Origin of the sequence: Nocardia sp. NPDC127526 (genome assembly GCF_042672265.1) — a bacterium.
Classification (GTDB): domain Bacteria; phylum Actinomycetota; class Actinomycetes; order Mycobacteriales; family Mycobacteriaceae; genus Nocardia.
This window is the reverse complement of the sequence record NZ_JBHXVO010000016.1, coordinates 65,944-90,363: the sequence shown is the minus strand read 5'-3', so window position 1 is coordinate 90,363 and position 24,420 is coordinate 65,944. Positions and strand designations below refer to the sequence as shown.

The following is a 24,420-nucleotide window of genomic DNA, read 5'->3' as shown; positions in this document are numbered from 1 at the left end:
GGTTTTCTTTTGCGGGGTATCCCCAAAACGTTTTTGCATCCCGCCCAACCCCACGCCGGAATGACGAGGTGAAATGCGCCGGAATGACGAGGGGAGGCGCGGCGGGATGACGAGGAGAACCGCGGCGGGATGACGAGGAGAACCGTGGCGGGATGACGAGGAGAAATCCGAGCGGGCGCTTAGAGCTCCTGAACGGAGACGATCGTGCCTGCGGGGAGTTCGGTCGCGGTGGCGGGGATGTCGATGAGGACATCGGCCTGGGCCATGGAGGCGATGAGGTGGGAGCCCTGGCCTGCGACCAGGGCGACGCCGGTGTCGGTGCGGCGGCCGCGGAGGAATTGGCGTTTGCCGTTGGGGGAGCGGACCGGGTCCAGGAGGGGGAGGTCGGTGGTTTCGATGTCGGGGAGGCCGGCGAGGCGGCGCAGGATCGGGCGGGCGAAGACCTCGAAGGAGACCATGGTGCTGACCGGGTTGCCGGGGAAGCTCAGGACCGGGACGTTGTCGATCACGCTCACGCCCTGGGGGCCGCCGGGCTGGATGGCGACCGGGCCGAATTCGCCGCCGAGGGGGGTGAGGACGTCTTTCACGACCTCGAAATCACCCATGGAGACGCCGCCGGAGGTGAAGACGAGGTCGGCGGCCGCGGTGGCCTCGGACAGGCGGTTGCGGAATTCGTCGTGGTCGTCGGTGGAGTGGGCGAGGGAGACCACATCCACGCCGTTGTCGGTGAGGGCCGCGGCCAGGGCTATGCCGTTGGAGTTGTAGATCTGGCCCGGCAGCAGCGGGGTTCCGGCGGACACCAGTTCGTCGCCGGTGGTGAGGACGGCCGCGCGGACGCGGCGGGTGACCGGCAGGTCGGGCAGGCCGACGGCGGCCAGCGCGGCGATATGGCGGGGGAGGAGCACGGTGCCCGCGGGGACGAGCAGTTCGCCCGCCCGCACGTCGGTGCCGGGCTCGCGGACGAAATCCCCGGCGGCGCGGGACTTCTCGATGGTGATGGCCTCGCCGTGGACCTTGGTGTGCTCCACCGGCACCACGCAATCCGCGCCGGCGGGCATGGGCGCGCCGGTCATGACCTTCAGGGCCGCGCCGGCGGGCAGGGTGAGCTCGCCGGTGTTCCCGGCCGCGATGACCCCGGCCAGCGGCAGCGTCACCGGCACGATCGCCACCGAGTCCGCGCGCACCGCGTAGCCGTCCATCGACGAATTGCGGAACACCGGCAGATCAAGGGGGGAGTACACATCCTCGGCGAGTCGCCGTCCGAGGGCCGCCGTGACGGGCACTCGTTCGCTGGTACGGGCGGCCAAGGGGCTCAGCAAGTCCTCGATGCGTTGCCGATGGTCGTCCACGGACCTGGCGTGGGCGAGAGTGTGCCGATAGGTCATGTCGCTGAGCCTAATGCCTGTCCGGCCGCAAAAACTTGAATGATTCCACTACGCGACCGGGCCCTGCGACCGGTAATAATGGTCGAATGACCGTCGTCGCTATGGGGATGCCCGCAGTACGAGCTGGGCGCCCCTCCTTGGACGGCCGGCCCGACACCCCCTACCTCGTGGATCGCTTCGGCCGCACGGCCCGGGACCTGCGGGTGTCCATCACCGAGAAATGCTCGCTGCGCTGCACGTATTGCATGCCCGAAGAGGGCCTGCCCGCCATTCCGGCCGATGAACTGCTGAGCGCGGACGAAATCGTGCGACTGGTGGTGCTGGCGGTCCGCGAGCTGGGCGTGCACGAGGTCCGCTTCACCGGCGGCGAACCACTCATGCGCCGCGACCTGGAGCGGATCATCGCGGGCTGCCGGGCGGCCCTGCCGGACACGCCACTGGCCATGACCTCCAATGGCGTCGGCCTCCAGCATCGCGCCCGCAAACTCGCCGAAGCCGGATTGAACCGGATCAATGTCTCCCTCGACACCGTGGACCGCGACGGCTTCGCCAAACTCACCCGGCGCGACCGCCTGGACTCGGTGCTCTCCGGTATCCGGGCCGCCCGCGAGGCCGGTCTCACACCCATCAAGGTCAATGCCGTGCTCATGCGCGAAACCCTCGGCGGCGCGGCCGATCTACTGCAATGGTGCATCGACGAGCAGGCCGAGTTGCGCTTCATCGAGGAGATGCCGCTCGACGCCGACCACGAGTGGGCGCGCGCGAACATGATCACCGCCGAGGAACTCCTCGACGTCCTGGGCAAACGCTTCACCCTCACCGAGGTCGGCCGCGACGACCCCGCCGCCCCCGCCGAACAATGGCAGGTGGACGGCGGCCCGGCCACCGTCGGAATCATCGCCTCGGTGACCCGCAGCTTCTGTTCCGACTGCGACCGCACCCGCCTCACCGCCGACGGCCGCATCCGCTCCTGCTTGTTCAGCGATCAGGAATACGACATCCGCGCCGCCCTGCGCTCCGGCGCGAGCGACGACGAGATCGCTACCCTGTGGCGCGGCGCCATGTGGAACAAATGGGCAGGGCACGGTATCGACGCCGCCGGTTTCGTCCCGCCCACCCGAACGATGGGAGCAATCGGTGGTTGAGGTCCGCTACTTCGCAGCCATAGCCGACGCCGTCGGCAAAACCAGCGAAACCCTCGACCTCCCGGCGGGCGCCACGGTCGCCGACCTGCGTACCACCCTCGCCACGACGTACGGCCCCGACCTGGATCCCATGCTCAAGGTCTGCGCCTACCTAATCGGCGACGAACTCACCCGCGACGCCACCACCCCCCTCACCCCCCGCGTCGATGTCCTCCCACCCTTCGCCGGCGGCTAGCACCATCCTGGACATGTGATCACCGGGAATCTGTGGCGGCATCGGCCGAGTAAGGTCCGCCACCAGTTCCCGGTCGGCGCTGTTTCGGATTCGCCCGGGCACAAGGGTGGCCCTGCGAGGGTCTCCCTACCGCCACGAACCGGCGCGAGACTGGCCGCATGCTGCGATACCGTCTCTTCGGCGCCACCGGCCTGCGCATCTCCGAAATCATCCTGGGCACCATGACCTTCGCCGATCCGGCCGAGTCGAAGCGCATCGTCGACGCCTATGCCGACGCCGGCGGCAATGTCCTCGACACGGCCTCGGCCTACGGTGACGGCGAGGCCCTGCTGGGGGAAATCCTCACCGGGCGTGACCGTTTCGTCCTCGCCACCAAATACACCCTCAGCCGCGATCCCGACGATGCCAATGCCGCGGGCAATCACCGCAAGAATCTGACGCTCTCGCTCGAACGCAGTCTGCGCCGCCTGCGCACCGACTACATCGACATCTACTGGGTGCATCTGTGGGACCGCCACACATCGCTGGAAGAAACCATGCGCGCCCTCGACGATGCCGTGCAGTCGGGGAAGGTCCTCTATATCGGCATCTCCGACGCCCCCGCCTGGGTGGTGGCCCGCGCCAACACCCTTGCGCAGTGGCGTGATCGGACCCAGTTCAGCGGCCTCCAGGTGCCCTACAACCTGCTGACCCGCGATATCGAACGCGAATTGCTGCCCATGGCCGAAGCATTCGGCCTGACCGTCACCACCTGGGCCCCAATGGCGGCGGGAAAGCTCACCGTCTCCGATAAGAGCCGCCGCGTCGACCGGTCGCAGCTCACCGCTCGTGATCGCGCCGCCGCCACGGCCGTGGCGAAGGTCGCGGCCGAGCTGGGGGCGACCCCGGCGCAGGTCGCCATCGCCTGGACTCGCCACCGCTCCCGCACGGTCGTGCCCATCGTGGGTGTCCGCACCGCCGCCCAGCTCACCGAGAACCTGGCCGCGGCACAAGTGACTCTCCCGGAGGAAGCGGTCCGCGAACTGGAGGCCGCCGCCCCCTTCGAGCCCGGCTACCTCGCCGACTTCATCACCGAATGCCAATCCCACCCGCACGCATTCGGCCACGCCGCGACCAGACTCGACCCACGCTGATCGACCCCGCGAACGGCAGCGCCCGCCCCGTGCACACGGAGCGGGCGCGAGAACCGAAGCGAGGAGGCTACTTCCACCAGGTGTCGAGCGGCGTCACCGGCACGGCGCGCTTGTGGCGGGTATTGCGGAAGACGGCTTCGACGCGCTCCGCGATCTCGGGCGCGACGTCCTTGCCCTCGAGGTAGTCGTCGATCTCGGAGTACTTCATGCCCAGGGCCTCCTCATCGGGCAGCGCCGGGCGATCGTCCTCGAGGTCGGCGGTGGGGACCTTCTGCCAGACACTGGGCGGTGCGCCGAGCTCCTGGAGCAGGGCCGCGCCTTGGCGTTTGGTGAGCCCGGTCAGCGGCGTGATGTCGACACCGCCGTCACCGTATTTGGTGAAGAAGCCGGTGACCGCCTCGGCGGCGTGGTCGGTGCCGACGACCAGCAGATTGAGCTGCCCGGCCACGGCGTACTGCAGAACCATGCGCTCACGGGCTTTGATATTGCCGCGCACGAAGTCTCGCAGCCGGGTCTCGCCGCCGAGCAACTCGTCGATGCCGTAGGCGGCCTCCTCGGCCGCGGCATCCGCGCTCGGCTTGACGTTCACGACAATCGACCGATCCGGCTGAATGAAGCTCAGGGCGATCTGGGCGTCCTGTTCATCGGCCTGCACGCCGTAGGGCAACCGGACCGCAATGAACTTGGCGTCGACGCCCTCGGCGCGCAATTCCTCGGCGGCCAGCTGGCACAGCCGGCCGGTCAGCGTGGAGTCCTGGCCGCCGCTGATGCCGAGCACGAAACCCTGTGCGGGAGTGGACCGTAGATAGTCCTTGAGGAAGTCGATGCGACGCCGCACTTCGTTCTTCGGTTCGATGGACGGCAGCACGCCCAACTCGGCGATGATCTGTTCGCGCAGGTTCCCCATGGCCACACTCTACTGCGTGGTCGCCGGGACGACGCGGCGGACGAGGGCCTCCCAGTTGTCGCCGATCTGCGTCCGCGAATAGCCGAGCTCGCGCATCTGATGCAGCACCAGCGCGGCCTCCAGCGAGGCGAGCAGCGCATCGGCGAGCAGGGTGATATCGCCGGGCGCGCCGGCCTGACGCAGCAGCATCGACACATGGGTCTTCATCACCGCGTACGGTGCGCCGGAATAGCGTTGCGGCAGATCGGTGGCGGCGCGCAGCACATCGCCCTCGATCTCGGTGTAGCACAACCGGGCCCGGCCGAAGGCGACCAGCCGTTCCAGCGGCGGCGCGCCCGGCCCCAGCGGCGGCGGCCCGAACATGTACGCGCCCTGCAATTCCCGATCGGAGGCGTCCAGCAGCGCGTTCATCAATCCGGCACGGCTGCCGAAGCGCCGGAACACCGTCCCTTTGCCGACGCCCGCCTGCTTGGCGACCGCGTCCATGGTGACGGCATTCGCGCCGTGGCGACGCACCAGCTCGGATGCCGCGTCCAGCAACAGCTTTCGATTGCGGGCGGCATCGGCTCGCTCGGGAGTTTCGCCGTCCGCCAGCGGCAGCCCTGCGCCGAGGTGTAGAGCCGGTGTGTCCGGTGTCACGCTGTCGACTCCTTTGTCGGGAATGAAAGTGGACCATGGTCCGGTTAGATGCTAGCGTAAGCGCGGCACAGCGCCAGAGAGCATCAGGAGTTAGCTATGACGATCAAGATCCTCGCCATTTCCGGTGGCCTGCGGGCCGCATCCTCCAATACCGCGCTGCTGCGCGCCGCACAGCAACTCGCGCCGGAGGGCGTGGAGATCGAGATCTACGAGGGTCTGCGCGACCTGCCCTACTTCGACGAGGACCTCGAAGGCGATGTCCCCGCCGCGGTGACCGCGCTGCGCGAGCGGGTCGCCGCCGCCGACGGCGTCCTGATTGCCAGCCCCGAGTACAACTACAGCATCCCGGGCGGACTGAAGAACCTGCTCGACTGGCTGTCCCGCCCCTACGGCGAGTCGGTCCTGACCGACAAGTCCATCGCCATCATGGGCGCCTCCGGCAGCCCCTTCGGCACCGTCCGCGCCCAGAACCACCTGCGCGACGTCTTCCATCAGGTCGACGCCAAGGTCGTCAGCAAGCCCGAGGTCTACGTCGGCGCCAACTACACCCGCTTCGACGAGCAGGGCAACCTGGCCGACGAGACCAGCCGCAACCTCATCGCGGGCCTGATCGCCGCCCTGGTGGTGCAGATCCAGCGCAACGCCCTCATCGGCGCCTCCGCCTGATCGCTTCCCGCAACCGAACACGCCTCGAGGCCGCGACTTCTCGGTCGCGGCCTCGGCCGTTTTCGGCCTTCGTTTGCGCCGATCCGCCTGGACGGTTGATCACCGGGAACTGGTGGCGGCATTCGCCGAGTAGCCCCCGCCACCAGTTCCCGGTCGGCGTTGCTTCAGATTGTGGCGCGGCGGACGAGGGACTCCCAGTGGTCGCCGATCTGGTCGAGGGTGTAACCGAGGTTGCGGGTCTGGTGCAGGACCAAGGCGGCGTCGAGGGCGGCCAGCAGGGAATCCGCCAAGAGTGGGATGTCGCCCGGAGTTCCCGCCTGGCGCAACAGCATTGCGACGTGGGTCTTCATGATGTTGTACGGCGCGCTGGAATAGCGTTCGCCCGCGTCGGCGGCGCGGCGGATCTCGCCCTCGATATCGATACCGGCCAGGCGGGCGCGGCCGAAGGCGACCAGGCGCTCGACCGGTGGCGCGCCGGGGCCCAGCGGGGGCGGGCCGAACATGTAGGCGGCCTGGCGTTTCTGCTCGGACTGGTCGAGCAGGGCGAGCATGAGGCCGGCGCGATTGCCGAAGCGGCGGAATACCGTGCCCTTGCCGACGCCGGCGCGTTTGGCGACCGCGTCCATGGTCACCGCGTCCGCGCCCTGCTCGCGGACCAGGGCCTCGGCCGCGTCGAGGAGCAGTTGCCGGTTGCGGGCGGCATCGCTGCGTTCCTGGCTTCCGGTTGTGAGCAGCGGGACGGCGTGCGAAGGTGGCGTCTGGGTATCGATCGGCTCGATGGGCAGGGTGGGCGGAGCGGGCTCGTCCGCCGGCGTGCCGGGTGTCACAGTGTCACCGCTGCGCTGGCGGGAATGAAAACGGACTGCGGTCCGGTTGGTGGATGGTGAAACTTCCACCGCTGGATCGGTACCGCAGGAGTGATGACCATGTCGCAGACCCGTCTTCTCGCATTAGTGGGCAGCCTTCGCGCCGCCTCGATCAACCGCCGCCTGGCCGAGGCCGCCGCCACGACCGCCCCGGAGGGCGTCGCGGTCGAGATCTACGATGGCCTCGCCGATATTCCTTTTTACAACGAGGATCTGGATGTAGCGGGTGAAGTCCCGCCCGCCGCGCAGGCTTTGCGCGAAGCGGTCGCCGCGGCCGACGGCCTGCTGCTGGTGACCCCCGAATACAACGGCACGCTGCCCGCCGTCCTGAAGAACGCCATCGACTGGGCCTCGCGCCCCTACGCCGCGGGCGCGATCAAGGGTAAGCCGGTGGCCGTGGTCAGCGCGTCCATCAGCTCCAATGCGGCCAAGTGGTCGCACGGCGACGCGGTGAAGGCCCTCGGGGTCGCCGGCGCCGAGGTGGTCGAGGACGGTTCCCTGAACTTCGGCGGCATCGGCCAGCGCTTCGGCGAGACGCATCCCGCCGACGATGCCGAGGCCCTCACCCAACTGGCCGCCACCGTCCGCCTGCTCGCCGACGCCGCGGCGGTGAAAGCGACCGCGTAGTCCCGCTCGCCACAACTGAATCCAGCACAAGGCCACGGCTGCTCCGCCGTGGCCTGGCGCATCTCCGGCCACCGCTGACCAGCGTCGAGCCATGTAGCAACCGGCAGGCAACTCCCGTTGGAGCCGCTACTGCATGGCCGCCCTCCCCACCCAGTGCCACCCCCGCCAATTCATCACCGCCTGGCGGGAGGCCAACCCCGCCCCACCCGTCTCCTACGACGACGCCCGAACCCACCCCGGCGACACCCACCGCTCCACCGTCACCTGGACCGGTAAGCATGAGTGCGTGACGGTGTATCGGGGACAGTTCCATGACGTGGTGGTCGCGGCGGACCGGGTTTACCGGTTTGCTCGGACCGACGCTGCGGCGGCGCGGATGTCCGGTGAGCGGGAAGTGCTGTGTGCCATTGCTCGGATCGATCTCGGTGTCGCGACGCCGGTGCCGCTCGAGCCCACCGCCGCGGATGAAGTGGCTCTTGCCGGTCGGGCCGGGCTGGTACTGACCAAAGTTCCGGGCTGGGTGCTGACCGCAGTCGACGATACGAATCCTGTGGTCTGCGCTCACGTCGCCGCTGAGCTGGCCCGCCTGCTGCGGGCGATGTCCGCTGTCCCCGGCGACCTCCTGAAGGTGCTGCCGCGCAACGGCTCTGGTCAGTGGGCGGAGTTCGCCTCCGGGGTCCGCGACCGGCTGTACCCGCTGATGTCCCCACGCGGCCGAACTCGCGCCGACCGCAAACTCGCCGCGGTCCAGTCGCTCGGGGGCGGGCATGCGTCGCTGGTGCACGGCGACCTCGGCGCGGAGAACATGCTGTGGGACAGCAGCTCTGCGCCGGAGGCGACGGCTCCATCAGTGGCGAGCGTGCACCGTCCGCGCGGTTCGGCGGAGTCGCCGCAGCCGCTCACGGATGGCCGGCTCGACGGGCAGCGCGCCGACGGTCTGCCGCGACTGGTTGGGGTCATCGACTGGGATGGCGCGGCCCTCGGCGATCCGGCCGAAGACGTCGCCTCCATCGCGGCGAGCTACGGCTGGGCCGTGGCGTCCGAAGTGGTCGACCGAGCCGGGATCGAGAGCTCGGCCGATTTGCTCAACCGTGCGCGCGCAATCGCGGCCACCTTTGCGCTGCAGCAAGCCCTCGCCGCGGCGGAGGACAACGATGAGGAGGAACTCGCCGACGGGCTGGCGGGCTATCGCTGATCCGATGGGGGCGTCGGCCTGATGGGCGGCGGGGTTCTTGTGGGTCCGGAGGGCGTTCTTGTGGGTCCGGAGGGCGGAGCCCCGAAGTGGTCTGGGGCGAGCCCCCGGGATTGGTCGGGGGTCGGGGGCAAGCTCCGGGATCGGTCGGGGTTCGGGGCGGAGCCCCGAGATCTAGTGGGGGTTCGGGGGCGGAGCCCCTGAGAGTTACGAGAGTTGTTCCGCGACACGCCGATGCGGGCGGGGCCCTGGAATTGGGGGCAGGGATGGGTGGGCGGCGGGAACGGCCTTGTGGGGCGGGGCGGGTGTTACTGGCGTGATGGGTGTTGATCAGCGTGAATGGTGGGTTTGCTGGAAATGAGCTGGATGTCCAAATTGTGATCTGCACCTCAGTCGTGTCGAGTTGCGAATCGAGCTTCCTGGTACTTCCGGCGATCGAATTTCATTGATGTGAGTCGCAACATGTCGTGTTGTATGAATCTGTCGGCCACTAGGTGTAGTGTCTTGGGTGCTGGAAAGGCGTGCTGCAAGAGCTTCGAGCGAAGCCGCGCGACCAGGGGCTTCGGTCTCGCTTCCAGGGGTTTGCGAAGCAATCAGAGGATCTTGTTTCAGCCGTGCACTGCATACGGATCGAAGGCAAGGAGAAGGGGACACCAATGACCATCACCGTGTACACGAAGCCCGCTTGTGTTCAGTGCAACGCCACCTACAAAGCCCTCGACAAGATCGGCGTCGAGTACGACGTCATCGACATCTCCGAGAACCCCGAAGCCCGCGACTACGTGATGGCCCTGGGCTACCTGCAGGCCCCCGTCGTCGTCGCCGGTGACGATCACTGGTCCGGCTTCCGCCCGGACCGCATCAAGGCGCTCGCCACCGCCGTCGCCGTCGCCTAGCGGGCCGAGCAGCTGACTGTTAATCGGCTGCTCCAGCGGGTTCGCCCCGAGACGAGAGGAGGGGAGATGACCGAGATGTCCACGCGGACACCGAATCTGGTCTACTTCTCCAGCGCATCGGAGAACACGCACCGCTTCGTCGAACGGCTGGGCGTCCCCGCCGTTCGCATACCGCTGCATACTGCCGACTCACTGCGAGTCGACGAACCCTACGTGCTGATCGTCCCCACCTACGGTGGCGGTCGGCACGTTTTGGGTGGTGAGCGATCCGAGAAGGAATTCGTCCCCCGTCAGGTGGCCAAGTTTCTCAACGATCCGCACAACCGCGAACTTCTTCGCGGCGTCATCGCGGCCGGCAATACGAACTTCGGCGATACGTACTGCTTTGCGGGAGAAGTCATCTCGCGCAAGACAGGGGTCCCGTACCTGTATCGCTTCGAACTCATGGGAACTGCCGAGGACGTCGAGCGCGTCCGAGAGGGATTGGGATTGTTTTGGCAACGACAACAGCACCGGTCGGAAAGACTGCCCGCGTAGAGCGCCCCGTCAGCGGCGACTCCAATACGGCGGGACTGGACTACCACGCGCTCAACGCGATGCTGAACCTGTACGGCCCCAATGGCGAGATCCAGTTCGACAAGGACCGCGAGGCCGCGCACCAGTACTTCCTGCAGCACGTCAACCAGAACACGGTCTTCTTCCACAACCTCGACGAGAAGCTCGACTACCTCGTCAAGGAGAACTATTACGAGACCGAGGTGCTGGACCAGTACAGCCGTCCGTTCATCAAGACGCTGTTCCAGCAGGCGTACGCCAAGAAGTTCCGCTTCCCGACCTTCCTCGGCGCGTTCAAGTACTACACCAGCTACACGCTGAAGACCTTCGACGGCAAGCGCTACCTGGAGCGCTTCGAGGATCGCGTGTGCATGGTGGCGCTGACCCTGGCCGCCGGTGACGAGACCCTCGCGCAGGAACTGGTCGAGGAGATCATGGACGGGCGCTTCCAGCCCGCCACCCCGACCTTCCTCAACTCCGGCAAGAAGCAGCGCGGCGAGCCGGTGTCCTGCTTCCTGCTGCGCATCGAGGACAATATGGAGTCCATCGGGCGCTCCATCAACTCCGCCCTGCAGCTGTCCAAGCGCGGCGGCGGTGTGGCCTTGCTGCTCAGCAATATTCGTGAGACCGGCGCGCCGATCAAGAAGATCGAGAACCAGTCCTCGGGCGTCATCCCGATCATGAAGCTGCTGGAGGACTCGTTCTCCTACGCCAACCAGCTGGGTGCGCGCCAGGGCGCGGGCGCGGTCTACCTGCACGCCCACCACCCCGACATCTACCGCTTCCTGGACACCAAGCGCGAGAACGCGGACGAGAAGATCCGCATCAAGACGCTGTCCCTCGGTGTGGTGATCCCGGACATCACCTTCGAGCTGGCGAAGAAGAACGAGGACATGTACCTGTTCTCGCCGTACGACGTGGAGCGCATCTACGGCGTGCCGTTCGCCGACATCAATGTCACCGAGAAGTACTACGAGATGGTCGACGACAAGCGCATCCGCAAGTCGAAGATCAAGGCGCGCGAGTTCTTCCAGACCATTGCCGAGCTGCAGTTCGAATCCGGCTACCCGTACATCATGTACGAGGACACCGTGAACCGGTCGAACCCGATCAAGGGCAAGATCACCCACTCCAACCTGTGCTCGGAGATCCTGCAGGTCTCCACCCCGTCGGAGTTCAACGACGACCTGTCCTACTCCAAGGTCGGCAAGGACATCTCCTGCAACCTGGGCTCGCTGAACATCGCCAAGACCATGGACTCGCCGGACTTCGGCAAGACCGTGGAGACCGCGATCCGCGCGCTCACCGCCGTCTCGGATCAGACCCACATCTACTCGGTGCCGTCGATCGAGCAGGGCAACAACGAATCCCACGCCATCGGCCTGGGGCAGATGAACCTGCACGGCTATCTGGCTCGTGAGCGTGTCTTCTACGGTTCCGAAGAGGGCGTCGATTTCACGAACATCTACTTCTACACGATCGCCTACCACGCGGTCCGGGCCTCGAACATGATCGCCATCGAGCGCGGTCGCGCCTTCGGCGGCTTCGCCGAGTCGAAGTACGCGTCCGGTGAGTACTTCGACAAGTACACCGAGCAGGCGTGGGAGCCCAAGACCGACCGCGTGCGCCAGATCTTCGCCGACGCCGGCATTCACGTGCCCACCCAGGAGGACTGGCGGGAGCTGAAGGCCTCGGTGATGGCGCACGGCATCTACAACCAGAACCTGCAGGCGGTCCCGCCGACCGGTTCGATCTCCTACATCAACCACTCCACCAGCTCCATCCACCCGGTGGCGTCGAAGATCGAGATCCGCAAGGAAGGCAAGATCGGCCGCGTCTACTACCCGGCCCCCTACCTGACCAACGACAACCTGGACTACTTCCAGGACGCCTACGAGATCGGCTACGAGAAGGTCATCGACACCTACGCCGCGGCGACCCAGCACGTGGACCAGGGCCTGTCGCTGACGCTGTTCTTCAAGGACAGCGCCACCACCCGCGACGTCAACAAGGCGCAGATCTACGCCTGGCGCAAGGGCATCAAGACCCTCTACTACATCCGCATCCGCCAGATGGCGTTGGAGGGCACCGAAGTCGAGGGCTGCGTGAGCTGCATGCTGTAGCCGCAGCGGCATTCACAGGGCGCTCCCGGACATTTCCGGGAGCGCCCTGCGCATTTCCGCGTGCGGCCGAGTGGCACGATCGAGGGATGGCCGAACCGACGCGCAAGATCGCGATAGTGCTCTTCGACGGTGTCGAGGAACTGGACTTCGCCGGGCCGTGGGAGGTGCTGGCGTTCTGGACGCGCACCGTGCCCGAGGACGGGTGGGAGGTGTTCACCGTGTCCCGGGACGGCGCGATGGTCACCTGCGCGAAGGGGCTGCGCGTCACGCCGGACCACTCGTTCGGGACGATGCCGAATCCGGATGTGCTGCTGCTTCCCGGCGGTAGGGGCACCCGGCCCATGATTCACGACCAGCCCATGCTCGAATGGCTGCGCGCGGTCCGTGAGACGACCCCGCTCATCACCAGCGTGTGCACCGGCTCCCTGGTCCTCGCCGCCGCCGGTCTGCTGGCCGGGCGTCCCGCCACGACGCATTGGCTATCGCTCGACGTCCTCGCGCAGATCGACCCGAGCATCGACGTCCGCCCCGACGAACGCTACGTCGACAATGGCGACATCATCACCTCCGCGGGCGTCTCCGCCGGCACCGATATGGCCCTGCACCTGCTCCAGCGCCTGGCCGGCGACGACCGCGCCCGCTGGGTGCGCCGCGGCATCCAATACGACCCGCAACCGCCCGCCGGCACCGACTGGCCGGCGGGCGAGGAGTGGAAACTCGGTTCGGTGGACCCGCGAAAGTGATTGCGGCCTACCGGAAGCGGTCCGCGTGCTCGTCCACCCACTGCGCGAACGTCCGGGCCGGGCGGCCGAGCACCCGGGGGACCGTATCGTCGACCGTCGTGGAATCGGGCGTCGGCGCGGCATACCAGCCGATCACATAGTCGGCGTCCGCCCGCGATACGCCGGTGCTCATCAGCCGTTCGACGGCCTGCTCATGAGTCATCCGGACGAACCTGATGTCGCGCCCGATCACCTTGGACAACAAGGCGATCCGTTCGGTCGGCGTCAGCGATTCCGGCCCGGTGAGGTTGTACGCGCGCCCGGCATGCCCGTCCTCGAGCAGCGCGACCGCGGCCACGGCGCCGATATCGGCCTCATGCACCAGCGCACTGAGATTGTCATAGGGCTCCCGGACTTCCCCGTCGGCCCGAATCGAATCAACCCAGGTCAGCGTGTTCGACATGAACTCCTGCGGCTCCAACCGCGTCCACTCCACCCCCGATTCCGCCACCGCCTGCTCCACCGGCCCGACCCCGCCACCCCACACCACGGTGATCCGCCGCACCCCCGCATCCACAGCCCGCCGCACCAACTCCGGCCCCACCTCCGCCAGTCCCGCCGTCACAGTGATGTGCAGCCGCTCGACCCCCTCCAGCGCCGCCCCCAAAGTCGTTGGCGCAGTATGCGTTCCCGCCACCAACTCCACCCCACCCGGCAGCACCTGCGCAGCCGCCCCCGGATCCCGAGTCAACGCCCGAACCCGCTCCCCCCGCCGCACCAATTCCGCCACCACATGCCGCCCGGTATTCCCCGTAGCACCCGTAACCAACGTCGTCATGACCTTCTCCTTCCGTCACCCCGACGCTAAAACCCCAACAAAACTCGAGGTCAACTGCCATCGCTCTCAGCGAAATCGGGAATACGATCAGGTGGTCACGAAAATCGGTGCGGGCGACCGTCATTGAGAGGAAGCGGGCCGTCCATCGCTACCCGTGAAGAACTCATTCGGTTTGCTTCGGATGGCCGCAGGCCGCTTTCACTATCCAGACAATGTGTCGATCCGGGTCCGGGCAGTACCAGATCCTGCCGCCGGCGGTGACTTCGTATTGCCATTGCTCGAAGCTGACTCCGCCGAGGTTGTGGGTGTCGTAGGGTGCCCGAAGTCTGTGCTGCCGTTGCGGATTCTGCGGCGTCGTGGGTTGTTCGGTCAGTACGATCCACGCTTCCCAAGTGTTGGATCGCGCGGTTCGGCACAGTTCTTCCCACCCCTTTGCGGCATCCGATGTTGCGAAACGTGCTTTCCCATGCGCCGGGCCGTCCGGGCGGCGCTACGCGGTCACCCCTCTTCGCGGTCATCCGCCGCCTCTCGCACGGGCTCGGGCACCGGTCCGAAATCGAAGTCTCCCCCGATCGGTCGGCTGAGTTCTTCGGCGAGCACGGGGTCGGCGGCAATCGCTGCGGTGCTACGCCATTCGCGAACGGTCTGCGCGAGAACCGACCATTCGCCGAGCTCGGCCGAAGCCTGGAAAGCCCTGGCGAAATCCTTGACGAACAGGGCCTGAGACGCCTCGGGCAGCACGTCCACCCACGGAAATTCATCCAGCAAGGCGGCGACGGCAGCCTCCCGCGGAAGGTGCATCAGCACATTTCGGAGTGCGCGGGCCGCTGTAACCGATCCTTCGGAGGTGGCTTCGACGCGGTCCTCTCGGATCAGAAGAAGCGGGGCACCGTCGCGTCGCCGGACCCGTACGGCTCCCTCGTCTGCTAGACGTGCGACCTGTTTGGGGTCTCGCTGTAGCTCGCTCCACTGCACCTCGGTGACCACGTCGCCCCTCCGGATCGGCGGGTTCGGCTTGCTGCCTGCCCTGTGACCTCGATTGTAGGAGGAAGTTCTGAATTTTTTCAGAATTTGTGACGGTTAGGACGTCAGATGAGTGGTGTCGTTGTAAGTGGTGAGGCGGAGGCCGGAGGAGGTTCGTTCCCAACGGGTTATGGAGGCGTTGGCCAGTTGGGTGGATTCGATTTTGAGGATTTCGGGTTCGGTGAGGTTGGCGAGGATGTAGCGGGTCATGACGATGACTATGTCGTGGGTGAAGATGAGGGTGTGGCCGGTTAGTTCGGGGAGGAGGGGGCGGAGGCGGAGGGCTACGTCGGGCCAGGATTCGCCGCCGGGTGGGCGGTAGTAGAAGCGGCCCAGGCGTTCTCGTTCGCGATGCTCGGCGGGGTGGCGGCGGCGGACGCCCAGGGCGGTGAGGCCGTGGAGGATGCCGGTGTCGCGGTCGCGGAGGCGTTCGTCGAGGCGGACGCGGGGGAGGGGGAGGTCGTGCAGCGCGATTTCGGCGGTTTCGCGGGCTCGGCGGTAGGGGGAGGAGAGGATGGTGGTGGGTGGGGGCTGGGTGGCCAGCCAGGCGTGCAGGGCGGCGGCCTGGGTGCGGCCGCGGGCGGACATGCCGACGTCGGGATCTCTTGTGCCCTTGTCGAATTCCTCGGCTTCGACTCGGATCGCGGCGGCCAGGGCCGCATTGGCGGTGCTTTCGCCGTGGCGGACCATCGTCAGTGATTCCAGCGTCACGGTCGTAGCCCAGCACAGGTCGGCAAGGGATGCCACCGGACCGGGCGGTTTGTTACCTACCGGGCGGGTAGGGTCAACCGCCCGGATCGTCGATACGGTCCGGGCGGTCGGGGATCACATGCGGGCGGGCTGGGCTCCGGCGGTGATGTCGGCGGGCGGGAGCCACAGGGTGGCGATGGTGCCGCCGCCGACGGCGGGCTCGATGGAGGCATTGCCGCCGTGCGCCTGGGCCACCCAGGCGACCAGGGCCAGCCCGATGCCATTGCGGCCGGTGCGCCCGGCCGCGCCCCGGTTGAAGGGGCTGGCGGACATGACCGGATCCACGCCGGGACCGTGGTCGCGGACCGAGACACGGCCCTCGGCGACATGGACTTCCACGGGCGCGGCGCGGTTCACCGCCCCGTGGGTGAGGCCGTTCTCCAGCATGTTCCGGATGGCGAGGCTGAGCAGCGCCGGATCGCCGACGACCACCGACGGGTGGGCGGTGACCACGAGGCGCGGATCGGCGGCCTCCTCGGCGACGGCTTCGGCGAGCTGGTCCAGGCGCAGCATGGTGCGCTCGGGTTCGGCGATGCCCGATTGCATGCGGGCGCGCGCGAGCAGGCCGGTGACGAGACGGGCCATGCGGTCGGCGAGGCGGCGGGCCTCGGCGAGGGTCTGCTGCACCTCCTCGGGTTTCGGCCGCGATTCGGTGAGCAGCTTCAAAGTGGTGAGCGGCGTGCGCAATTCGTGCGCGGCATCGCCGAGGAACTGTTCGTGCTCGTCGAGCATGCGCAGCGCCTCGCGCTGGCTGCGGCCGGAGAGCAGATAGGCGGCGGCGGTGGCCACGGCCACGAGCGCGAAGCCGCCGATCGCCAGCCACAGCACCAGCATTCGATGCGCGCCGGCATCGGAGACGGCCTCGCTGCTGGCCAGGATGACGACGATATTGTCCCAATCCGACCAGTACACCGGCGTCCCCACGACGCGCACCTCGCGCCCGGTGATATCGGTGGTGGTGAACACCGTCTCGGTGTAGATGGTGCCGTCGGAGTGATCCTCGGTCTGCGTCGCCAGCGTCGAGATCTCGCTGTCGCTGGGCATTTTGGAGCGCTCATAGGTGTGCGCCTGCTTCCACGGCTCACCCGGCCCGCGCACCGCCACGATCACCCCGGCCGTGCCCATGGCGAGCTCGTCGTCGACGACCTGGGACAGATCCAGGCTCTTCGTTTCCTGGTCGTACTGGATGGCGCGGGCCAGCCCGGAGGACACCTTCTGCGCGAGCAGATCGGAATCGGCTGTGCGGAACCGGGAATCGACGGAGGCGGCGACGAATCCGAAGATCAGCACGGTGGTCGCGGTGATGACGGTGACCAGCCCGGTCATCATCCATCGGACGCGCCGCAGCCGGGCCACGGCGGGGGAGCGATGCGCGCTCATGCCGCCTCGCCGGAGATGAGAAACCCGGTGCCGCGCACGGTTTCGATCACGCAGGGCTCGCCGAGCTTGCGCCGCAGCTTCGCCACGACGGCGTCCACCACATTCGATGCGGGCTCGGCCATTTCGTCCCAGCAGCATTCGATGAGATCGGTGCGCGTGACCACGCTGCCGCGGCGCGCGGCCATCAATTCCAGCACGGCGAATTCCTTGGGGGTGAGGGTCAGCATGATGCCCCCGCGCGACACCCGCCGCCGCATGAGGTCGATCTCGATGTCGCCCAGTGTGATTCGCGACGCGGTCGGCTGTTCGCGGCGCCGGCACAGCGCTCGCACCCGCATCACCAGCTCGGGCAGCGCGAAGGGCTTGGTGAGGTAGTCGTCGGCCCCGTGCTCGAATCCGGCCAGCCGGTCGTCGAGCCCGTCGCGCCCGGTCAGCATGAGCGCGGGCACGGTATGCCCGGCGCTGCGGGTGCTCGCGACGAGATCGAGCCCGTCGCCGTCGGGCAGCCCGCGATCGACCACCAGGCAGTCGTACCGGTTGATGGCGATCTTGAAATCGGCGTCCGCGATATCGCAGGCATGATCCACCGCGAAACCGGCCGAGCGCAGCCCGTCGGTCACCTCACGACTGAGTTGCTGATCGTCCTCCAGCACCAAAACACGCACAGAGGCAGAGACTAAGCCATGCTGGTCGACCGCCCAATGGCTCGCGACCGCATATGACCTCGAAATTATCGGAAAATTATCCCGGCGATCCGGCTGCCGCGACGGTCGACGAGAGCATCGGCTGTGTGCCCGACCCTCTCACGGGAATACCCGCCGGGTCGAGCCACGTTTCCGATCGTGCTGCCCGCTCGGTGTGTCGCACCTTCCACATCGGTGTGTCGCGCACCGCGCCGGGCGTGATTTGGTGTCGGCCGGTATCCTGCACAAGGATGCTTTTTGCGTCGTCGCCGGGTGAATTCGTGTCCACCCGGGGCGGCCCACCCGCCGGTGGCGGGTGACGTACATGGTGCACGACGGCTTCGAGGAGGTGGGTTGCATGCGTAGCGAACCCCCCAGTCGAAGGCCGCGCGGCGCCGCCCCCTCCACCTGCCGGTAGTTCCATTACCGGCGGTAAGGGTCGGTGCCTCGCGGTGTGACTCGGTGTATCCATCCGCTCACCCACGACTCGCCGTTCCGGCCGAGGTTCCGCCATGACGCAGACCGATCTGCCCGTCGTTTCGACGCTGCCCGCCGTCCTTCCGACGCTGCCCGAAAACACCCTGCCCGAGGAGCTCCAGTCGCGCGCCACCGGCCGCGGCACGCTGTGCTCCGAGGGTGATTCGCTGCGCGATATCGCCGGCGGCCATCACGTGGCCGCCACCCTGGAGTGGCTGGACAACCATCCCCCGCACGTCATCGCCGACGAGATCTCGCGCATGGACGCCGTCTCCGCGGGCATGGCCTTCCGCCTGCTCGACAAGGACCGCGCCCTCGACGTCTTCGAGGAGCTGGAACCGGTCGACCAGCAGCAGATTCTCACCGGCCTGCGCGATCACGCCTTCCGCGAGCTCGTCGAGGAGATGGATCCCGACGACCGCGCCCGCATGCTGCGCGAAGCCCCCGCCAAGGTCGCCAAGAAGGTCCTCGCCGGCCTGAGCCCGCGCGAACGCCGCATGACCGCGGCACTGCTGGGCTACCCGGAGGGCTCCGTCGGTCTCTACATGACGCCGGAAGTCGTTGCGCTGCCGCGCAATCTGCCCGTCGCGCAGGCGCTGCACATGGTGCGCACCGAGGGCGCGAACGCCGAAACCGTCTACACCCTGCCGGTCGTGGACGCGGGCCGCCGCCTCATCGGCATCGTCGAACTGCGCGAGCTGGTGCTCAGCTCCCCGGACGCCATGATCGCCGACCTGGTGGAGTCCGAGCCGGTCTTCGTGCGCGCCACCGATTCGGCGGAGAAGGCCGCGCGCCTCATGCAGGGCACCAACCTCATCAACCTGCCGGTGGTGGACAGCGAGGACCGCCTGGTCGGTCTGCTCACCATCGACGACGCCATCGAGGTCATCGAGGCCGCCGACAGCGAGGACGTGGCCCGCCAGGCCGGCGCCGCGCCGTGGGAGGGCCACTACATGGCCGCCACGGTGTTCCAGCTGGCCCGCTACCGCGCCCTGTGGCTCATGCTGTTGCTGCTGGCCGCGACGCTGACGGTGAGCGTCACCGACTTCTTCTCCGGCACCCTCGAACAGGTGGCGCAGCTGGCGCTGTTCATCCCGCTGCTCATCGGCGCGGGCGGCAATGCCGGTGCGCAGGCGGCGACTTCGTGCGTGCGCGCGCTGGCGGTCGGGGAGGTCCGCGTCTCGGATCTGTTCAAGGTGATCTGGCGCGAATGCCGGGTGGGCCTGGTGCTCGGCGGCATGCTCGCGGTGGTCGGCATGGTGATCGGCGCGCTCTTCGTGGGCGCGAAAATCGCTGTGGTGGTGGGGATCACGCTGGTGCTCATCTGCGGCTGGGCGGCGACGATCGGCGGCACCATGCCGCTGCTGGCCAAGAAGCTGCGCATCGATCCGGCTGTGATCTCCGCGCCGATGGTGACCACCCTGGTCGACGCGACCGGCCTCATCATCTACTTCACCACCGCGAAACTGGTGCTCGGCATCTGATCGGCAACTGGCGGTGGGGGCGGGTTCGATACCCGCCCCGACCTGCTGTGACCGATTGCACCGCTGTAGATTTCCGGTCGGTGCAGTGCCCTGCCGCACCCTCTCCGGCATTCTCCCAGGACAACGCCTCGACACAAGGTGTTGTGCTGCGTGAGTCTGTCACCTACCAGTAGTAGTGTTCAGGGCAAGGAATTCCGCATGGTCCGGTGAGCTGAGAAGGGTGAGTGAGCGGGTGTGAAGCTGATCGATCGGGTAAGCGCGATCAACTGGAACCGCGTGCAGGACGAGAAGGATTCGGAGGTCTGGGATCGGCTCACGGGCAACTTCTGGTTGCCGGAAAAGGTCCCGGTGTCCAACGACATCCCGTCCTGGGCGACGCTGACCCCCAATGAGAAGCAGCTGACCATGCGGGTCTTCACCGGCCTCACCCTGCTGGACACCATCCAGGGCACGGTCGGCGCGGTCAGCCTCATCCCGGATGCGCTGACCCCGCACGAGGAAGCGGTGCTGACGAACATCGCCTTCATGGAGTCGGTGCACGCCAAGAGCTACAGCCAGATCTTCTCCACGCTGTGCTCCTCCAAGGAGATCGACGAGGCCTTCCGCTGGTCCGAGGAGAATCGGAACCTGCAGCGCAAGGCCGAGATCGTGCTGGAGTACTACAACGGCGAGGATCCGCTCAAGCGCAAGGTGGCCTCCACCCTGCTGGAGTCCTTCCTGTTCTACTCCGGCTTCTACCTGCCCATGCACTGGTCCTCGCGGGCCAAGCTCACCAACACCGCCGACATGATCCGCCTGATCATTCGCGACGAGGCCGTGCACGGCTACTACATCGGCTACAAGTTCCAGAAGGGCCTGGAGCTGGTCTCCCAGGCCGAACGCGACGAGCTCAAGTCCTACACCTTCGAGCTGCTGTTCGAGCTGTACGAGAACGAGGTCGAGTACACCCAGGATCTCTACGACGAGGTCGGTCTCACCGAGGACGTCAAGAAGTTCCTGCGCTACAACGCCAACAAGGCGCTGATGAACCTCGGCTACGAGGGCCTGTTCCCCAAGGACGAGTGCGATGTGAACCCGGCGATCCTGTCGGCGCTGTCGCCCAACGCCGACGAGAACCACGACTTCTTCTCCGGCTCGGGCTCGAGCTACGTGATCGGCAAGGCCGTGAACACCGAGGATGAGGACTGGGAGTTCTAGTCCGCCCTAGGTAGGGGTTGCAGGGGAAGCCCCTGCGACCCCTTTCCATGCGCCGGCGCATGATCACGAATCCTTCACGGTTCGCATGATGAATTCGTAGCGGTGGCCGATCGGCCACCGCTACGAAAGGTTTTGCGACACATGAAGTTCAAGACAGTTCTCGCGGCCGGTGCACTGGCTCTCGGCGTCGTCGCCTCGGGTTCGGCGATCGCCCATGCCGATGAGGTCTACTACGGCAACTACGGCACGCTGGCCGCCTGCGAGGCCGATGGCGCCAACGGCCCCGCGCACCCGGACTGGACCAACTACCAGTGCCGCGAAGCCGTCGACGGCACCTGGAATCTCTACCTGCAGGGCTGATTTCGCTCAGTCGGTCACATATCCGTTGAGCGTCTTGCGGATATCGTCCAGCAATGCCCGAGCGGCGATGACCCCGGAACCGTGCCAGATGCTGTCCTCGACCGCGAACACCCGCTTGTCGCCGGACACGCTGAGCTCTTTCCAGTCATCGCCGCTCATGGTCTTCTTGCCGAAGTCCAGACCGTCGGGCCCGTCGAACATGACATAGGCGATATCGCCCTCGATCCGGTCCCGGGTCTGCTGCGCGCTCAGATCCGCGCCGACATCGTAGGAGACGACCCGCTGCGGTCCGGGCCGCTGCACTCCGGCATCGGTGAGCACCTGCCCGGCGAAGCTGTCGAGCCCCTGCACCTGGATGTCGTCGCGCTCGAAGCGCAGCACCGACGCCTGGGTCAGATTCGCCGCGACCGCATTCCCGGTATCGGTGGCCACGGTCCGATAGTCCTCGAGCACCGTGGCCGCCGCCGTCTTGCGCCCCATCGCCTCGGCGAACGAGGTGAACTCGGCCTGCCAGCCGAAGTCGTCGCCGACCAGCACGGTCGGCGCGATCTCGCGCATGGCCTGATACTGCGCCCCGTCGGCCGCCGTCCCGATGATCACATCCGGTTTCAGCGCCGCGACTTTCGCCGGATCGGGCTGCTCGACCGAGCCCACATCGGGAATCGCGGAGATCCCGTACCCCAGATACGACGGCTGCGGCGTCGGCCCGGAAACCGTTGCCGCGCCGACCACTCGCTCCCACAATCCGAGCGCGCAGGTGGCGTCGAGCGCCGCGGTGGACAGCACCACGATGCGTTTCGGATCGGCGGGCACCTCGGCGGTCCCCGCCGCACTGGTGATGGTCCGCGTCCCCGACGACGAATCGGGCGAACTCGGCAGCGCGCACGCTTTGGCGGTGTCGCGCTCCAGACCCACCACGCCGGCTCCGGCGATATTGGTGGTGGTGCGCACAATCGAGTTCATCGCGTCATCATCGGATCCGGAACATCCGGCGAGTAGCCCCGGTAGGACCGCGGCCGCCGCGAGAACCACCCCCCAGGTGCGCAAACGTCGCGCGGGGGCAGCTGGGGAGGCGAACGTGTTTCGGGTGGAAGCGGACTCGCGCACCGGCATGGCTGGCAGCGTACTCACCACTCGCCCCCCTACCCAATTACGACACAGAGTAGGACCACCTGGCGACCGGTGGGGCAGCACGGTTTACGATCCATGACAGCGCATGCCGCCCGTCGTTCGTCTGTGCACGAATCCGGACGCCGGTAGCACCCGCGACGAACGACCAGAAGGTACCTGTCAGGAGGTTCAGTGACTGCCGTAGAGCCACGCCCAGTCCGTGAAGTGGAAGCGGCTCGGCCATACCCGCAACGGACGGGTCCCAAGGGTTCGTTCATCTACAAGATGGTCACCACCACGGACCCGAAGGTCCTCGGCGTCATGTACCTCGTGACGGCCATGTCCTTCTTCCTCGTCGGCGGCCTCATGGCGCTGCTCATGCGCGCCGAGCTGGCGCGCCCGGGCATGCAGTTCCTCTCGCCCGAGCAGTTCAACCAGCTGTTCACCATGCACGGCACGATCATGCTGCTGTTCTACGCGACCGCGATCGTGTTCGGCTTCGCCAACATCATCCTGCCGCTGCAGATCGGCGCGCCCGACGTGGCGTTCCCGCGCCTGAACGCGTTCAGCTACTGGCTGTACCTGTTCGGCGGCTCGATGGCGACCGCGGGCTTCATCACCCCCGGCGGCGCGGCCGACTTCGGCTGGACCGCCTACACCCCGCTGTCGGACATCGTGCACTCGCCCGGCGTAGGCGCGGACCTGTGGATCCTGGGCCTGGCCGTGTCCGGCCTGGGCACCATCCTCGGCGGCGTCAACATGATCACCACCGTGGTCTGCCTGCGCTGCCCGGGCATGACGCTGTTCCGCATGCCGATCTTCACCTGGAACATCCTGGTGACCTCGGTGCTGGTGCTGCTGGCCTTCCCGCTGCTGACCGCCGCGCTGATGGCGCTGGCCTATGACCGCCACCTGGGTGGTCACATCTACGACCCGGCCTCCGGTGGTGTGCTGCTCTATCAGCACCTGTTCTGGTTCTTCGGCCACCCCGAGGTGTACATCATCGCGCTGCCGTTCTTCGGCATCGTCTCGGAGATCTACCCGGTCTTCAGCCGCAAGCCGATCTTCGGTTACACCACGCTGGTCTACGCCACGCTCGGTATCGCCGCGCTGTCCATCGCGGTGTGGGCGCACCACATGTACGCCACCGGCGCGGTGCTGCTGCCGTTCTTCTCGTTCATGACCTTCCTCATCGCGGTCCCGACGGGCGTGAAGTTCTTCAACTGGATCGGCACCATGTGGCGCGGCCAGCTGACCTTCGAGACCCCGATGCTGTTCTCCATCGGCTTCCTGGTGACCTTCCTCTTCGGTGGTCTGTCCGGTGTCGTGCTGGCCTCCCCGCCGATCGACTTCCACGTGTCGGACACCTACTTCGTGGTGGCGCACTTCCACTACGTGCTCTTCGGCACCATCGTGTTCGCCACCTTCGCGGGTATCTACTTCTGGTTCCCCAAGATGACCGGCCGCATGATGGACGAGCGCATGGGCAAGTGGCACTTCTGGGCTACCTTCGTGGGCTTCCACACCACGTTCCTGGTGCAGCACTGGCTGGGTAACGAGGGCATGCCGCGTCGCTACGCCGACTACCTGGACAGCGACGGCTTCACCGGCCTGAACACGGTCTCCACCATCGGCGCCTTCATCCTGGGCGCGTCGATGCTGCCGTTCATCTGGAACGTCTTCAAGTCCTACCGCTACGGCGAGGTCGTGACCGTGGACGATCCGTGGGGCTACGGCAACTCCCTGGAGTGGGCCACCTCCTGCCCGCCGCCGCGGCACAACTTCTACGAGTTGCCGCGCATCCGCTCCGAGCGCCCCGCGTTCGAGCTGCACTACCCGCACATGGTCGAGCGCATGCGCGCCGAGGCCCATGTCGGCTGGGGCTCCAAGTCCCACACCGTGCACGAGCTGGAGAAGATCGGGAAGTAATTCCCAGCAGCTGATACGCGGCGTCCGTCCAATGACGGGCGCCGCGTTCGCTTTCGGAGACAGTCGGCCCAGGCCATTCCGAGACGGCCGAAGGCGGT

The 24,420-nt window shown here is 67.0% G+C and carries 24 protein-coding genes; 14 read left to right on the top strand and 10 right to left on the bottom strand.

From position 1 onward, the window contains the following. Window positions 1-179: 179 nt before the first annotated feature. Window positions 180-1,385 (bottom strand): gephyrin-like molybdotransferase Glp, encoded by a 1,206-nt coding sequence (gene glp / locus ACFVIV_RS24130; RefSeq protein ID WP_379199873.1) that lies wholly within the window; start codon window positions 1,383-1,385, stop codon window positions 180-182. 86 nt (window positions 1,386-1,471) lie between these two features. Between glp and moaA the strand changes: the two genes are divergently transcribed. The 3 genes from moaA to ACFVIV_RS24115 all read left to right on the top strand — a co-directional run bounded on the left by moaA (window position 1,472) and on the right by ACFVIV_RS24115 (window position 3,898). Continuing rightward, window positions 1,472-2,530 (top strand): GTP 3',8-cyclase MoaA, encoded by a 1,059-nt coding sequence (moaA, locus tag ACFVIV_RS24125; RefSeq protein ID WP_379199871.1) that lies wholly within the window; start codon window positions 1,472-1,474, stop codon window positions 2,528-2,530. Next, a complete protein-coding gene (locus ACFVIV_RS24120; protein ID WP_379199869.1) occupies window positions 2,523-2,765 on the top strand; it encodes a MoaD/ThiS family protein in 243 nt (80 codons plus the stop codon). The genes moaA and ACFVIV_RS24120 overlap by 8 nt, the downstream gene beginning before the upstream one ends. Before the next feature lie 158 nt (window positions 2,766-2,923). Further along, entirely contained in the window at window positions 2,924-3,898 is a 975-nt protein-coding gene (locus ACFVIV_RS24115; RefSeq protein ID WP_379199867.1) for an aldo/keto reductase, read from the top strand. A 67-nt stretch (window positions 3,899-3,965) separates the two neighbouring features. Here the strand turns inward: ACFVIV_RS24115 and nadE are convergent, their stop codons facing one another. Further along, window positions 3,966-4,805, bottom strand: coding sequence for an ammonia-dependent NAD(+) synthetase (gene nadE / locus ACFVIV_RS24110; protein WP_379199865.1), 840 nt, complete (start codon window positions 4,803-4,805; stop codon window positions 3,966-3,968). Between the two features lie 9 nt (window positions 4,806-4,814). Next, window positions 4,815-5,444 (bottom strand): TetR/AcrR family transcriptional regulator, encoded by a 630-nt coding sequence (locus tag ACFVIV_RS24105; RefSeq protein ID WP_379199864.1) that lies wholly within the window; start codon window positions 5,442-5,444, stop codon window positions 4,815-4,817. 96 nt (window positions 5,445-5,540) lie between these two features. Here ACFVIV_RS24105 and ACFVIV_RS24100 point away from each other — a divergent pair, with 96 nt between their 5' ends. Beyond that, a complete protein-coding gene (locus ACFVIV_RS24100) occupies window positions 5,541-6,110 on the top strand; it encodes an NADPH-dependent FMN reductase (RefSeq protein WP_379199862.1) in 570 nt (189 codons plus the stop codon). A 164-nt stretch (window positions 6,111-6,274) separates the two neighbouring features. Here the strand turns inward: ACFVIV_RS24100 and ACFVIV_RS24095 are convergent, their stop codons facing one another. Continuing rightward, on the bottom strand, window positions 6,275-6,880 hold the full coding sequence (locus ACFVIV_RS24095) for a TetR/AcrR family transcriptional regulator (RefSeq protein ID WP_379200025.1): 606 nt from the start codon (window positions 6,878-6,880) through the stop codon (window positions 6,275-6,277). Between the two features lie 156 nt (window positions 6,881-7,036). On the opposite strand from ACFVIV_RS24095, the gene ACFVIV_RS24090 reads away from it, so the two are divergent. The 6 genes from ACFVIV_RS24090 (at window position 7,037) to ACFVIV_RS24065 (ending at window position 13,112) form a co-directional block, all read left to right on the top strand. Continuing rightward, on the top strand, window positions 7,037-7,603 hold the full coding sequence (locus ACFVIV_RS24090; RefSeq protein ID WP_379199860.1) for an NAD(P)H-dependent oxidoreductase: 567 nt from the start codon (window positions 7,037-7,039) through the stop codon (window positions 7,601-7,603). A 133-nt stretch (window positions 7,604-7,736) separates the two neighbouring features. Beyond that, window positions 7,737-8,798: a phosphotransferase family protein gene (locus ACFVIV_RS24085; RefSeq protein WP_379199858.1), complete on the top strand. Its 1,062-nt coding sequence runs from the start codon at window positions 7,737-7,739 to the stop codon at window positions 8,796-8,798. Between the two features lie 653 nt (window positions 8,799-9,451). Beyond that, complete coding sequence (locus tag ACFVIV_RS24080) at window positions 9,452-9,691, top strand: redoxin NrdH (protein WP_379199856.1); 240 nt, start codon at window positions 9,452-9,454, stop codon at window positions 9,689-9,691. A 75-nt stretch (window positions 9,692-9,766) separates the two neighbouring features. Beyond that, window positions 9,767-10,228, top strand: coding sequence for a class Ib ribonucleoside-diphosphate reductase assembly flavoprotein NrdI (gene nrdI, locus ACFVIV_RS24075; protein ID WP_379200023.1), 462 nt, complete (start codon window positions 9,767-9,769; stop codon window positions 10,226-10,228). Between the two features lie 35 nt (window positions 10,229-10,263). Next, window positions 10,264-12,369 (top strand): class 1b ribonucleoside-diphosphate reductase subunit alpha, encoded by a 2,106-nt coding sequence (nrdE, locus tag ACFVIV_RS24070; protein WP_379200021.1) that lies wholly within the window; start codon window positions 10,264-10,266, stop codon window positions 12,367-12,369. Window positions 12,370-12,455: 86 nt separating this feature from the next. Next, complete coding sequence (locus tag ACFVIV_RS24065) at window positions 12,456-13,112, top strand: DJ-1/PfpI family protein (RefSeq protein ID WP_379199854.1); 657 nt, start codon at window positions 12,456-12,458, stop codon at window positions 13,110-13,112. 7 nt (window positions 13,113-13,119) lie between these two features. On the opposite strand, the gene ACFVIV_RS24060 is transcribed toward ACFVIV_RS24065, so the two are convergent. The 5 genes from ACFVIV_RS24060 to ACFVIV_RS24040 all read right to left on the bottom strand — a co-directional run bounded on the left by ACFVIV_RS24060 (window position 13,120) and on the right by ACFVIV_RS24040 (window position 17,747). Further along, a complete protein-coding gene (locus tag ACFVIV_RS24060) occupies window positions 13,120-13,929 on the bottom strand; it encodes an NmrA family NAD(P)-binding protein (protein ID WP_379199852.1) in 810 nt (269 codons plus the stop codon). A 498-nt stretch (window positions 13,930-14,427) separates the two neighbouring features. Next, window positions 14,428-14,916, bottom strand: a complete 489-nt coding sequence (locus ACFVIV_RS24055; RefSeq protein ID WP_379199850.1) for a hypothetical protein — start codon at window positions 14,914-14,916, stop codon at window positions 14,428-14,430. Between the two features lie 93 nt (window positions 14,917-15,009). Beyond that, on the bottom strand, window positions 15,010-15,663 hold the full coding sequence (locus ACFVIV_RS24050) for a histidine phosphatase family protein (RefSeq protein WP_379199848.1): 654 nt from the start codon (window positions 15,661-15,663) through the stop codon (window positions 15,010-15,012). 114 nt (window positions 15,664-15,777) lie between these two features. After that, window positions 15,778-17,082 carry a sensor histidine kinase gene (locus tag ACFVIV_RS24045; RefSeq protein ID WP_379199847.1) on the bottom strand — a complete coding sequence of 435 codons (1,305 nt, stop codon included), beginning with the start codon at window positions 17,080-17,082 and terminating at the stop codon, window positions 15,778-15,780. Then, window positions 17,079-17,747 (bottom strand): response regulator transcription factor, encoded by a 669-nt coding sequence (locus tag ACFVIV_RS24040; RefSeq protein ID WP_379199845.1) that lies wholly within the window; start codon window positions 17,745-17,747, stop codon window positions 17,079-17,081. Before ACFVIV_RS24040 ends, ACFVIV_RS24045 begins: the two co-directional genes overlap by 4 nt. Window positions 17,748-18,277: 530 nt before the next feature. Here ACFVIV_RS24040 and mgtE point away from each other — a divergent pair. The 3 genes from mgtE to ACFVIV_RS24025 all read left to right on the top strand — a co-directional run bounded on the left by mgtE (window position 18,278) and on the right by ACFVIV_RS24025 (window position 21,283). Continuing rightward, on the top strand, window positions 18,278-19,726 hold the full coding sequence (gene mgtE / locus ACFVIV_RS24035; protein ID WP_379199843.1) for a magnesium transporter: 1,449 nt from the start codon (window positions 18,278-18,280) through the stop codon (window positions 19,724-19,726). 234 nt (window positions 19,727-19,960) lie between these two features. Beyond that, window positions 19,961-20,923 (top strand): class 1b ribonucleoside-diphosphate reductase subunit beta, encoded by a 963-nt coding sequence (gene nrdF / locus ACFVIV_RS24030; protein WP_379199841.1) that lies wholly within the window; start codon window positions 19,961-19,963, stop codon window positions 20,921-20,923. 141 nt (window positions 20,924-21,064) lie between these two features. After that, window positions 21,065-21,283, top strand: coding sequence for a hypothetical protein (locus ACFVIV_RS24025; RefSeq protein ID WP_379199840.1), 219 nt, complete (start codon window positions 21,065-21,067; stop codon window positions 21,281-21,283). Window positions 21,284-21,289: 6 nt separating this feature from the next. On the opposite strand, the gene ACFVIV_RS24020 is transcribed toward ACFVIV_RS24025, so the two are convergent. Further along, window positions 21,290-22,396 carry an ABC transporter substrate-binding protein gene (locus ACFVIV_RS24020; RefSeq protein WP_379200019.1) on the bottom strand — a complete coding sequence of 369 codons (1,107 nt, stop codon included), beginning with the start codon at window positions 22,394-22,396 and terminating at the stop codon, window positions 21,290-21,292. A 189-nt stretch (window positions 22,397-22,585) separates the two neighbouring features. Here ACFVIV_RS24020 and ctaD point away from each other — a divergent pair, with 189 nt between their 5' ends. Continuing rightward, window positions 22,586-24,322: a cytochrome c oxidase subunit I gene (ctaD, locus tag ACFVIV_RS24015; protein ID WP_379199838.1), complete on the top strand. Its 1,737-nt coding sequence runs from the start codon at window positions 22,586-22,588 to the stop codon at window positions 24,320-24,322. The last annotated feature ends 98 nt before the right edge of the window (window positions 24,323-24,420 follow it).